General features: G+C 68.3%; 10 protein-coding genes. 5 read left to right on the top strand and 5 right to left on the bottom strand.

What is annotated here, in order from left to right:
• Positions 1–30: 30 nt before the first annotated feature.
• Positions 31–234, bottom strand: coding sequence for a hypothetical protein (locus AC5JCN_RS17980; protein WP_495756457.1), 204 nt, complete (start codon positions 232–234; stop codon positions 31–33).
• A 432-nt stretch (positions 235–666) separates the two neighbouring features.
• Here AC5JCN_RS17980 and AC5JCN_RS17975 point away from each other — a divergent pair, with 432 nt between their 5' ends.
• On the top strand, positions 667–2,073 hold the full coding sequence (locus AC5JCN_RS17975) for an HlyD family secretion protein (RefSeq protein WP_495756456.1): 1,407 nt from the start codon (positions 667–669) through the stop codon (positions 2,071–2,073).
• Positions 2,074–2,094: 21 nt separating this feature from the next.
• Positions 2,095–4,056: a glycosyltransferase gene (locus AC5JCN_RS17970; protein ID WP_495756455.1), complete on the top strand. Its 1,962-nt coding sequence runs from the start codon at positions 2,095–2,097 to the stop codon at positions 4,054–4,056.
• A gap of 189 nt (positions 4,057–4,245) precedes the next feature.
• Here AC5JCN_RS17970 and AC5JCN_RS17965 read toward each other — a convergent pair whose 3' ends face one another.
• The gene (locus AC5JCN_RS17965; RefSeq protein ID WP_495756454.1) at positions 4,246–5,184 is read right to left on the bottom strand and encodes a phosphate acetyltransferase; all 939 of its coding nucleotides are present in this window, start codon (positions 5,182–5,184) and stop codon (positions 4,246–4,248) included.
• 144 nt (positions 5,185–5,328) lie between these two features.
• On the bottom strand, positions 5,329–5,646 hold the full coding sequence (locus tag AC5JCN_RS17960; RefSeq protein ID WP_495756453.1) for a hypothetical protein: 318 nt from the start codon (positions 5,644–5,646) through the stop codon (positions 5,329–5,331).
• Between the two features lie 180 nt (positions 5,647–5,826).
• On the opposite strand from AC5JCN_RS17960, the gene typA reads away from it, so the two are divergent.
• Positions 5,827–7,659 (top strand): translational GTPase TypA, encoded by a 1,833-nt coding sequence (gene typA, locus AC5JCN_RS17955; RefSeq protein WP_495756452.1) that lies wholly within the window; start codon positions 5,827–5,829, stop codon positions 7,657–7,659.
• A gap of 208 nt (positions 7,660–7,867) precedes the next feature.
• On the opposite strand, the gene AC5JCN_RS17950 is transcribed toward typA, so the two are convergent.
• Positions 7,868–9,481 (bottom strand): phosphoenolpyruvate carboxykinase, encoded by a 1,614-nt coding sequence (locus AC5JCN_RS17950; RefSeq protein WP_495757675.1) that lies wholly within the window; start codon positions 9,479–9,481, stop codon positions 7,868–7,870.
• Positions 9,482–9,758: 277 nt separating this feature from the next.
• Between AC5JCN_RS17950 and AC5JCN_RS17945 the strand changes: the two genes are divergently transcribed.
• Together AC5JCN_RS17945 and AC5JCN_RS17940 are read left to right on the top strand one after the other, a co-directional pair.
• Positions 9,759–10,322 (top strand): helix-turn-helix domain-containing protein, encoded by a 564-nt coding sequence (locus AC5JCN_RS17945; protein ID WP_495757674.1) that lies wholly within the window; start codon positions 9,759–9,761, stop codon positions 10,320–10,322.
• Positions 10,323–10,333: 11 nt separating this feature from the next.
• On the top strand, positions 10,334–10,852 hold the full coding sequence (locus AC5JCN_RS17940; RefSeq protein WP_495756451.1) for a GNAT family N-acetyltransferase: 519 nt from the start codon (positions 10,334–10,336) through the stop codon (positions 10,850–10,852).
• Positions 10,853–10,993: 141 nt separating this feature from the next.
• Here the strand turns inward: AC5JCN_RS17940 and ahcY are convergent, their stop codons facing one another.
• Positions 10,994–12,400, bottom strand: coding sequence for an adenosylhomocysteinase (ahcY, locus tag AC5JCN_RS17935; protein WP_495756450.1), 1,407 nt, complete (start codon positions 12,398–12,400; stop codon positions 10,994–10,996).
• Between the last annotated feature and the right edge of the window lies 1 nt (position 12,401).

Here is a 12,401-nt window from a genome sequence, read left to right as displayed (position 1 = left end):
TATCGCCCGGCGGCACAAGGCGCGGCGCGATCAAATCCTGTCGGTGATGAAGAGCGTGCCGACGCCGACCAGCGCGGCGCCGAGCAGGACCACGGCAATCGCGTCTTCCTGGTTGAGATAGGCATAGCCGGCGACCGTCGCCGCCAGGAGGACGAACAGGCAGATGGCCCAGGTGCCTGCGGTGCGGATGGGGCGTGTCTCCGGATCTGTCGCACGGACATGTCGGTGCCCCACTTGCCCCGTGCCGAGGGGGCTTCGTCAACAGGGTGGGCCGGCTTTCCGCTGGAGCCCACGCCCTCGCGCCAAGAAAAAGCCGGCCCGGGGTAGCCGGGCCGGCGAGGCGGGAGGAGGGGAAACGCGTCCGATGACCACACCCTGCAGCAGTCCGCCCGCCGGCGCTGTGAAGGCGGTCACACCCTCCTCGCAATGGCTCGCCCGTGCTGAGCAATATGCATTTGCGGGCTCAGGCGACCCCGCGCCAAGGCCTCACAACCGCAATGCGTAGATTCACGTAGGTCAGGTGTGGAGTTGATTTGTCTCTAACCTAACCAATGATTCAGTCCGTCACGTTATCCACTCATTTCCCTCCTTGTGCCCAAGTGGCACCGGAACACGCGGGATGTTGGCTGGATGAGCGCGAGAGCCGAACGCAGGAAAACCGGCAGGATGAGGACGGCAGCGCAGCCTGTCGTCCCCGAAACCGACTCCGCCAGTCCGGATCCAGCGCTTTCGCCGGCCGAACAGGGCGCGGTGCGCCTCCAGAACCTGCTGAAGAGCCGCTTCGATCCCGCCACGCAGCCTGCGGCGCCCGAGCCGGCCCCCGCCGAGGTCCCGCCGGTCCAGGTTCCCGCAGAGGCTGCTCCAGCCGCTGCGCCTGCCGTCGCACCTGCCGCCGCGCGCCGGTCGCCTTGGCTCGGGCGTGCCGTGAAGGTGCTGCTCGGGCTCATCCTCGTCGCCACCTTCGGCTTCGTCCCGCTGATGCGGCTGCTGCAGCCCTCCAGCGTCGAGGCTGTGGTCAATGCCCGCCTCGTCACCGTCCGCGCGCCCATCGAGGGCCGGCTGGAGATCACCGGCCAGCCCCTGGCGTCCCTCGCCGCGGCCGAGCCGGGGCGCACCGTCATCCGCATCGAGAACCCGCGCGTCGACAGGGCCCGCCTGGACGATCTCGCGCGTGAACTCGCCCGCGCCGACGACGACCGGCCCGGGCTCGAGCGCCGCATCGAGCGCATGCGCGGCGAACTCGCCCGCCTGCAGGCCCAGGTCGAGGAGTTCCGCCAGGGCCGCATCCGCCAGCTTGAAGCGCGGATCGCCGAGCTCGACAGCAGCATTGCCGGCTCCGAGGCGCAGGTGCGCGAGGCCGATGCCACCCTCGCCCGCGGGCAGACGCTGTCCAAGACCGGGTCCACCAGCCTCGCCGAGCTCGAGCGCGCCCGCCGCGACCGCGATGTCTCGCTCGCCCTCAAGTCGGCCGGCGAGCGCCGCCGCGACGGCCTGCGCGTCGAGCTCGATGCCGCGCGACGCGGCGTCTTCATCGGCGACAGCTACAATGACCGCCCGCAATCGGCGCAGCGCGCCGAGGAGGTGGCCGAGAAGCTCGCCGCGCTGGAGGACGAGCGTGCCGCGCTCGACCTGCGCGAGAAAAGACTGCGGACCGAGGTGGAGAGCGAGGCCGAGCGCTACGCCGCCCGCTCCTCCGTCGAGGTGCCGCTGCCCACCGGGCGTGTCTGGGAAGTGCTCGCCGCCCCCGGCGAGGAGGTCGGCCGCGGCCAGGACCTGCTGCGCGTGCTCGACTGCGGCAATGCCCTCGTCACCGCGACGGTGACCGAGAGCGTCTTCAATTCACTGTCGCTCGGCCAGGCCGCGCGCTTCCAGCCGTCCAATTCCACCGAGTCGTTCGACGGCACGGTGGTCAACCTCACCGGCATCGCAGGACCGCCGGGCAATCTGGCCATCGGGCCCTCCGCGCTGGCTAAGGAGCCATACCGGGTGACGGTGGCCGTGCCCGGGCTTGGGCGCGACACGGGATGCGGCGTCGGCCGCACCGGGCGCGTGCTCTTCGACAAGCCGCTCTGAGCGGCGGGCGAGGGGCCGCGCGTGTCGTCTTTTTCCACCTTCGTCGACATCGGCTGGCCGGGCCTCGTCACACTGGGCTGCGTGATTGTCATCCTGTCGCAGCTCGATCCGCGCTCGTGGTGGGCGCGCGCCTTTGCCATCGGTGTCTCGATGGTGCTGTCGGCGCGCTACCTGTTCTGGCGCGTCACGGAGACATTGCCCAGCCAGGCGCTCGACGTCTCCTACCCGCTCGGCGTGGTGTTCCTGTGCATCGAGGCCACGGCCGTGCTGGCCGGCATGATCTCGGTGTTCCTGCTCGTGCGCCGCACCAACCGGACACCGGACGTCGACAGGCGGCTCGCCTCGCGCGCCCCGGAGACGGCATGGCCCAGGGTCGACGTCCTGATCTGCACGTATAACGAGGAAGAGGCGATCCTCGAGCGCACCATCGTCGGCGCGCTCGGGCAGGACTACCCCGCCCTGCGGGTCTGGGTGCTCGACGACGGCCGCCGCCCCTGGCTGGAGGATCTCTGCCGCCGCCTCGACTGCGGCTACCTCACGCGCTCTGACAATGCCCACGCCAAGGCAGGCAACATCAACAATGCGCTGCGTCACCTCGCCCAGCTCCCGGACCAGCCGGGCTTCGTCTCCATCCTCGACGCCGACTTCGTGCCGACGCCGCACTTTCTGAAGCGGGCCCTGTCGCTGATGGACGAGGACGTGGCGGTGGTGCAGACCCCGCAGCACTTCGTCAATCCCGACCCGATCCAGCTGAACCTTTCCGCCGCGGCGGTGTGGCCCGACGAGCAGCGCTACTTCTTCGACGTGGTGATGCCGTCCCTCGACGGCTGGAACCAGGCTTTCTGCTGCGGCACTTCCTCGGTGATCCGTTACGACGCGCTGATGGGCATCGGTGGCTTCCCGACGGACAGCGTGACCGAGGACTACCTCGTCACCCTGCGCATGAAGGAGGCGGGGTTGCGCACCGTCTACCTGAACGAGCCGCTGACCTTCGGCCTCGCTCCGGAGGGGCTGAAGGAATACATCACCCAGCGCGGGCGCTGGTGCCTCGGTTTCATGCAGATTTTCCGCGGACGAAGCGGCCCGTTCTCGCGTCATACGACGCTGGGGCTGGCCGACCGCGCCATGCTCGTCCTGACCTTTGTCAACTGGTCGGCCGTCTACGCGGTCAAGCCCTTCGCCTTCATCGTGCCCTCCTCCTTCCTGCTCTTCGGCATCGTCGCCGTGCACGCGAATGTGTGGGACATGTCGTCCCACTTCCTGCCCTACTTCGTCTGGAACTCGGCCACCCTCACCTGGATCGCCGCCGGGCGCTGGATGGTGGTGATGTCGGAAGTGTGCCAGCTCATCGCCGCGCCGACGGTGCTGAAAGCCGTCGTGGTCGGCACGCTGAAGCCGAAGGGGCACAAGTTCAAGGTGACGGCCAAGGGCGGCGATCGCAGCCGCGGCTTCGTGCAGTGGTCGATGCTGTCAACCTACCTGGCGCTCCTCGCCTTCACCTTCATCGCCATCGCCTGGGGCTTCCTGGTCGAGTTCCAGTACCAGCAGCCGAAATACGCCGCGATGGCGCTGTTCTGGAGCTGGTACAACGCCATGCTCCTCATCGTGACCTGCATCGTCTGCATCGAGAAACCCCGCCGGCGGCTGGCCGAGCGCTTCCGGACAGCCGACCGCGTCGTCTGCCTGGTGCCGGACGGCGAACGGCCGTTCACGCTGAAGGACATCTCGATCGGCGGCGCGAGCGTGACGGGAACCGCGCCCGGCCCGGTGGGTTCGACCTGCCGCTGGCGCTTCGGGCCGAACGAGATCGAGGCGACGGTCGTGCGCATCCTGTCCGACGGCTTCTCGCTGCGCTTCGACGACAGCATCGCCACGCGGGCCAAGATGATCCGTCACTTCTATGTCGGGGCCTACATCAAGCCGCTGGAGCAGGTGCGCCCGGCCCTTCTCGCCAGGGCGCTGGCGGCGCGCCTGCTGGGGTGATCGAAGCAAAACTCAGGCACTGAGCTGCCCGTCAACTCTCTCCCGCTCGCGGGGGAAATGTCGGCGAAGCCGACAGAGGGGGCTTTTTGCCTTGTTCCCTGGCGGCCGAGGTTCCTCCCCCCTCCCTGCCCTCCCCCGTGAACGGGGGAGGGTTCCGCCGCGTGGTGACGACGGGATGCGCCGTCCGGACTACACCGCCTTGACGGCGGCCCTCTGCTTCGCCCGTGCCGCGACGAGGCACGCGACGGCGCAGGAGGCGCGGCGGGTCAGCTGCGAATCCGCCCGGCTGGTGAGGATCACCGGCACGCGCGCCCCCAGAACGATGCCCGCGGCATCGGCGCCGGCGAGGAAAGTGAGGCTCTTGGCCAGCATGTTGCCGGCCTCCAGGTCCGGCACGACGAGTACGTTGGCGCGGCCCGCCACCCTGGACGTGATGTTCTTGATCTTCGCCGCGCCGAGGTCGATGGCGTTGTCCAGCGCCAGCGGCCCGTCGAGCAGCGCTCCCGTGATCTGGCCGCGCTCGGCCATCTTGCACAGGGCGGCCGCCTCGATGGTGGACGGCACGGCCGAGTTGACCGTCTCCATGGCGGAGAGGATGGCCACCCGCACCTCCTGGATGCCGAGGGCGTCGGCGAGGTCGATCGCGTTCTGCACGATGTCGACCTTGGCCTCCAGGCTCGGCGCGATGTTGACGGCCGCGTCGGTGATGATCAGCGGCTCCGGATGGTTCGGTACGTCCATGACGAAGCAGTGGCTGACGCGGCGCCCGGTGCGCAGGCCGTTCTCCTTCTTCACCACCGCACCCATCAGCTCGTCCGTGTGCAGGCTGCCTTTCATCAGGGCCTCGACCTCGGCCGAGCGGACCAGCCCGACCGCGAGGTCGGCAGCCTCATGGCTGTGCGCGGCCTCGACGATCCGTACGCCGGAGAGCGAAACGCCGGCCTTGGCTGCGGCCGCCTCGATCCTGGCCCGCGGCCCGACGAGGACCGGGACGATCAGGCCCAGGCCGGCGGCTTCCATCGTGGCGCCGATCGAGGCTTCGTCGCAGGGATGAGCGACTGCGACGGTGATCGGGGGCAGGGCCTGGGCGGCCGCTAGCAGCCGCTCGTACTTGGCGTGGAGTTCCATGGCCGGCATCCCCCTACCCTGGGCCGGTGATGTCCGGCCAGCCTGGGCGGGCCGCCCGGCCGCTGCAACTCATGGCAGCGCAAGCAGGGCCCTGCAATCCGTCGAACCGCCGACCCGGAGGCCGCCCGCAGCCGGAAACGACCGCTAGTTCGGGAGCCCGGTCCTCTCGACATCGACGGGAACGAGGAACAGCACGTTGATGCCCTCCTCGTCGTCGTCATCGTCCTCGTCGTCCGTGCGCTCCGTATCGGCCTCGTCGAGGGACTGCTCCAGCGCGTCCATTTCCTCGTCGTTGGCGGGGCGGATATGGAAAGCGGCGACGCCGTCCCAGATGGGGCGGCCATCGCTCTCGAGGGAGAGCAGGTCTTCCCGGAACTCGTCGGCCTCGAACAGTTCGCGCGCGCCCTCGCCGTCCGCATCCGTGACGGCGACCGGCTTTCCGGCGATCTCAAGCGTGAACATCGGCATCCTTTCGTCTGGCAAGCGGGGCAGGCGTGGCAACGCACGACCCCCGCCAAGGTCGCACCATGCAACATCGGCGGAACTGCGTCATTGCCCCGCGCGTGCAGCAATGATATTGCACCGCAGCGAACCGGCCCGCCCCCTGCGGGGCCGGGTTTCGTCGTTCGAAGAGACATCCACATGAAGCTGCGAAACATCGCGATCATCGCACACGTCGACCATGGCAAGACGACACTCGTCGACAAGCTGCTGGCCCAGTCCGGTACCTTCCGCGAAAACCAGAAGGTGGCCGAGCGCGCGATGGACTCCAACGACCTGGAGCGCGAACGCGGCATCACCATCCTCGCCAAGTGCACGGCGGTGACCTGGAAGGACACCCGCATCAACATCGTGGACACGCCCGGCCACGCCGACTTCGGCGGCGAGGTGGAGCGCATCCTCAACATGGTGGACGGCGTGATCGTGCTGGTCGACGCGGCCGAGGGGCCGATGCCGCAGACCAAGTTCGTGGTCGGCAAGGCGCTGAAGCTGGGGCTTCGCCCCATCGTGGCGATCAACAAGATCGACAAGCCCGAGCAGCGCGCCACCGAGGTGATCAACGAAGTTTTTGACCTTTTCGCCGCGCTGGACGCCACCGACGAGCAGCTCGACTTTCCCATTCTCTACGGCTCGGCCAAGCAGGGCTGGATGTCCGAGAGCCCGGACGGGGCGAAGGACGACCTGGCGCCGCTGTTCGACCTCGTGCTGAAGCACGTGCACCCGCCCGTCGTCGAGGAGGGCCCGTTCCGCCTGCTCGGCACGATCCTGGAGGCGAACCCCTATCTCGGCCGCATCGTCACCGGACGCATCACGTCGGGTACGGTGAAGCCGAACCAGGCCTTCAAGGTGCTGGACGCCGAGGGCAACCTCGTCGAGCAGGGCCGCATCTCCAAGGTCCTGGGCTTCCGCGGCCTCGAGCGCATCCCGGTCGACGAGGCTGAGGCGGGCGACATCATCGCCATCGCCGGCATGGTCAAGGGCACCGTGGCCGACACCTTCTGCGACCCGCTCGTCGCGGAGCCGCTGCCGGCCCATCCGATCGACCCGCCGACCGTCACCATGCAGTTCCGCGTCAACGACTCGCCGCTGGCCGGCACCGAGGGCGACAAGGTGACGAGCCGCGTCATCCGCGACCGCCTGCTCAAGGAGGCGGAGGGCAACATCGCGCTGCGCGTCACCGAGTCGGCCGACAAGGACTCGATGGAAGTCGCCGGGCGCGGCGAGCTTCAGCTCGCCATCCTCATCGAGCAGATGCGCCGTGAGGGCTTCGAGCTCGCCGTCTCGCGACCCAAGGTCGTGTTCTCGCGCGACGAGGCCTCCGGCCAGATCCTCGAGCCGATCGAGGAAGTCGTCATCGACGTGGACGAGGAGCATTCCGGCGTCGTCGTGCAGAAGATGGCCGAGCGCCGCGCCGAGATGGTGGAGATGCGGCCTTCGGGCGGCGACCGCCTGCGCCTCGTCTTCCACGCTCCGACCCGCGGCCTGATCGGCTATCTCGGCGAGCTCCTCACCGATACGCGCGGCACGGCCATCATGAACCGGCTGTTCCACGGCTACGCCGCCTTCCGGGGCGAGGTGGCGGGCCGGCGCAACGGCGTGCTGATCGCCAACGAGTCCGGCGAGGCCGTGGCCTATGCCATGTGGAACCTCGAGGATCGCGGCCCGATGATGATCGAGCCCGGCTGGAAAGTGTACCAGGGCATGATCGTGGGCGAGCACACCCGCGACAACGACCTCGAGGTCAATGTGCTCAAGGGCAAGAAGCTCACCAACATCCGCGCCGCCGGCAAGGACGAGGCGGTGCGCCTGACCCCGCCGATCCGCATGACGCTGGAAAAGGCGCTGGCCTACATCCAGGACGACGAGCTCGTCGAGGTGACGCCGAAGTCGATCCGCCTGCGCAAGGTCTTCCTCGACCCCAACGACCGCAAGCGCGCCGACCGCGCCCGCGAAGCCGCGGCAGCCGTCGGCTGACCGCACCCGGAGCGCGGGTCTTCAGACCCGCTCTCCACAATACTGAGTGGCATAGGCTTGGCCCGCGCCGACGACGGTAGGCGCCTGTCATCCCGGGCGCGCTGCAGCGCGAAGCGATGCGGCGCAGAACCGGGATCCAGGGCCACGACGGACAGAGATCCTGGATCCCGGCTCTCCGCTTCGCTCCGGCCGGGATGACGGGGAACCGTTACTCCGCCGCGAGCTGGCTGGTCGGGGCGGCGGCCTTCACGTCGGCGTCGACATGCGGCTCGAACTTTTCGAAGTTCGTCCGGAACATGCCGACGAGACGCCGTGCCGTCTCCGCGAACTCGGCCTTCGAGGCCCAGGTCTTGACGGGGTAGAGGATGTGCGGCTCGACGCCCGGCACCGAGGTGGGCACGGCGAAGCTGAAATAGGGGTCGGTGCGGAAGTCGGCACGGTTCAGCGACCCGTCCAGCGCCGCCGTCAGCAGGCGGCGGGTGACGCGGATCGGCATGCGCCGGCCTGTGCCGAACTTGCCGCCTGTCCAGCCCGTGTTGACCAGCCAGCAATCCACCCCGTGCTTGCCGATGAGATCGCGCAGCAAATTGCCGTAGACGGACGGATGGCGCGGCATGAACGGCGCGCCGAAGCAGGTCGAGAACGTCGCCTCCGGATCCTTCACGCCCTTTTCCGTGCCCGCCACCTTGGCCGTGTAGCCGGACAGGAAGTGGTACATGGCCTGCGCCGCCGTCAGCTTGGCGATGGGCGGCAGAACGCCGAACGCGTCGCAGGTCAGCATCACGATGTTCTTCGGGATGCCCGCCCGGCCGCTCATCGAGGCGTTGGGAATGAAGTCGAGCGGGTAGGCGATGCGGGTGTTCTCGGTCCGTGAGCCGTCGTCGAAGTCCGGCTCGCGCGACACCGGGTCGAGCACGACGTTCTCCATCACCGTCCCGAAGCGCTCGGTGGTGGCGTAGATCTCCGGCTCGGCCTCCTTCGACAGGCGGATGGCCTTGGCGTAGCAGCCGCCCTCGAAGTTGAAGATGCCGTTCGGCGACCAGCCATGCTCGTCGTCGCCGATCAGCGTGCGCTGCGGGTCGGCCGAAAGCGTCGTCTTGCCGGTTCCCGAAAGCCCGAAGAACACCGCGGAATCGTTGCGCCCGCCGGTGTTGGCCGAGCAGTGCATCGGCATGACGCCCTGCGGCGGCAGCGCGAAGTTCAGGTAGGTGAAGACGGACTTCTTCATCTCGCCGGCATAGGAGGTGCCGCCGATCAGCACGATCCTTCGGGTTAAGTCGCAGGCGATGACCGTCTCGGTGCGGCAGCCATGGCGCGCGGGGTCCGCCCTGAAGCTCGGCAGGTCGACGATGGTCAGGTCGGGCAGGAAAGCCTCGAGCTTGCCGGGCGCCGGACGGATCAGCAGGTTGCGGATGAAGAGCGAGTGCCAGGCATACTCGGTGAAGATCCGGGTCCTGACCCGGTAGGCCTTGTCCGCGCCGCCATAGAGGTCCTGCGCGAAGAGCTCCCGGCCCTCGGCATGGGCCAGGAAATCGGCCAGCAACAGGTCGAACTGCTCCGGCGTCATCGCGCCGTTGTTGTCCCACCAGACCGTCCCGGCGGTCGTGGCGTCGTTGACGATGAACTTGTCCTTGGGAGACCGGCCCGTGTGCACGCCCGTTTCGGCCACGATGGCGCCACCCTTGGCGACCACCGCCTCGCGCCGCTGCAGCGCCTCCTCGTAGAGACGGGGCGCCTCGAAGTTCCAGTGAACCCTGGCCAGGTTGCGAAACCCGAACGATTCGGCGCCGTGCTCGCGGTTGTAGTTGCCGATATTCTCCACACCGTCCTCCCTCGACGCGGCCACGCCTGGCACCGGCCACGCCCGTCCGTCCGGGGCTGGAACCCCGTCTCCGATGCAGTCACGCTACGGGACGGGCCAGATCGCCGCAAGACCACCCATTGGTCTAGGGTTGCCAAACGCCTCATGGAACAAGACGTTTCACGGCGAAGCTTCAGCAGGACAAATATTCCAGACAAGTCGAGGCAAGTTGTAGGCGGCCTGTCCAGGTGGCCTTCATCGACAGCTTGACTCCATCAAGAAGGACGCGTTTTCTAGCATAATGGAAAGCGCTGACATCGCCATTGCTGACCGGCTGCGCGAGTTGCGCTCCGCGCACGGTCTCACGCTGGACGAGCTCGCCCACAGGTCCGGCGTCAGCCGCGCGATGATCTCCCGGATCGAGCGGGGCGAGGCGAGCCCGACGGCGGCCCTGCTGGGAAGGATTTGCGCAGCGCTGGGGATGAGCCTCGCCCGGTTCTTCGCGTCCGGCGGCGAGGACACATCGCCGGTGGCGCGCGCTGCCGACCAGCCGGTCTGGCGCGATCCCGCCAGCGGCTATGTCCGTCGCAACGTGGCGCCGCGGACGCCGGGGTCGACCATCGACATCGTCGAGGTCACCTTTCCGCCGGGCGAGCGGGTGCACTTCGAGAATACCTGGGCGGCCCGGCCCATCGAGCAGGTCGTCTGGGTGCTGGACGGCGTGCTGGAACTCGTCACCGGCGGCGACACCTACCGGCTCGAGACAGGCGACAGCCTGCACATGCGGCTCGACAGCCCGACTTCATTCCACAACCCCGGCCCCGGCCCCGTGCGCTACGCGGTCGTGCTGGCGGCGCCCTGACGGAGGACGAGATGGCCATGGAGGTGCGCATCCTGGACGCAGGCGCGGCGCAGGACGTGCTGCCGGACCTCGCGTCCATCCTCGCCGACTGCGTCGCCGGCGGAGCCTCCGTCAGCTTCATGAACCCGTTTGGGCCCGGGGACGCCCTCGCCTGGTGGCACGGCATCGTCGAGGAGGTCGAGGCCGGGCGCGCCGTGCTCTTCGGCGGCTGGATCGACGGCAGGCTGGCCGGTACCGCCCAGCTCTGGCCCTCCGACAAGCCGAACCAACCTCACAGGGCGGATGTCGCCAAGGTGCTGGTCCATCGCGACGCCCGCAACCGGGGCCTCGGGGGTGCGCTGATGATGGCGGTGGAGGAGGAGGCGCGCCGGCGCGGTCTTGCCTTGCTGACGCTGGACACGGCCAGCGGCGCGGCAGAGCGCGTCTATACGCGCTGCGGCTGGATGTGCGCCGGGATCATCCCCGGCTACGCGCTGTGGCCGGACGGCGGGTACTGCGACACGGTGATCTACTACAAGACGCTGGCCTGACCGCCCTGACTTTCCCGGCCAGGAGCGCGGGTCTTCAGACCCGCATTCTTCCTGGCCCGTCCGGAGACGCGCGCTCCAGACAAGCGCGTCTGAAGACGCGCGGTCCGAAGAGGGCGCGCCCGGAGACGCGCCTCCAAAGCTTCAGTAGCGGTAATGGTCGGGCTTGTAGGGCCCGGTCGCCGGCAGCTGCAGGTATTCGGCCTGCTTGTCGCTGAGCTTCGTCAGCTTGACGCCGATCTTGTCTAGGTGCAGCGCCGCGACCTTCTCGTCGAGGTGCTTGGGCAGGGTGTAAACCTTCTTGTCGTACTCGCCCTGCTTGGTCCACAGCTCGATCTGCGCCAGCGTCTGGTTGGTGAAGGACGCGGACATGACGAAGGAGGGGTGCCCCGTCGCGTTGCCGAGGTTCACCAGCCGGCCTTCCGACAGGACGATGATGCGCTTGCCGTCGGGGAACTCGATCTCGTCGACCTGCGGCTTGACGTTGTGCCACTTGAAGTTGCGCAGCCCGCCGATCTGGATCTCGCTGTCGAAGTGGCCGATGTTGCAGACGATGGCGCGGTCCTTCATGGCGCGCATGTGGTCGACGGTGATGACGTCGACATTGCCCGTGGCCGTGACGAAGATGTCGGCGCGCGGCGCGGCATCCTCCATCGTGGTGACCTCATAGCCCTCCATCGCCGCCTGCAGGGCGCAGATCGGGTCGATCTCGGACACGACGACGCGGCAGCCTGCGTTGCGCAGCGAGGCGGCCGAGCCCTTGCCGACGTCCCCGAAGCCCGCGACCATCGCGACCTTGCCGGCCATCATCACGTCGGTGCCGCGGCGGATGCCGTCGACCAGCGACTCGCGGCAGCCATAGAGGTTGTCGAACTTCGACTTGGTGACGCTGTCGTTGACGTTGATGGCGGGGAAGAGAAGCTTCCCCTCCTTCTGCATCTGGTAGAGGCGATGCACGCCGGTCGTCGTCTCCTCGGTCACGCCCTTGATGGCCTGCCCGTTGCGCGTGTACCAGCCGTGATTGCTCTTCAGACGCTTCTTGATCGCGGCGAAGAGGATCTCCTCTTCCTCGTTGGTCGGGCCGTCGAGGAAGGCGACGTCGCCGTTCTCGGCCCGGATGCCGAGGTGGATGAGGAGCGTCGCGTCGCCTCCGTCATCGAGGATCATGTTGGGCGTGCCGCCGTCGCTCCACTCGAAGATGCGGTGCGTGTAGTCCCAGTAGTCCTCGAGGCTCTCGCCCTTGATCGCGAAGACCGGGATGCCGGCGGCGGCGATGGCGGCCGCCGCGTGGTCCTGCGTCGAGTAGATGTTGCAGGACGCCCAGCGCACGTCGGCGCCCAAAGCCTTCAGCGTTTCGATCAGCACGGCCGTCTGGATCGTCATGTGCAGCGATCCGGCGATCCGCGCGCCCTTCAGCGGCTGCGACGCGCCGTATTCGGCGCGCGTCGCCATCAGGCCCGGCATCTCCGTCTCGGCGATGGCGATCTCCTTGCGGCCCCAGTCGGCGAGGCCGATGTCGGCGATGCGGTAGTCGTTGAAATGCTGGGTCATC

The sequence above is a fragment of the Alsobacter sp. genome, assembly GCF_059501845.1.
The sequence above is the reverse complement of the archived record's forward strand: the minus strand, read 5'-3'. Positions and strand labels throughout refer to the sequence as shown.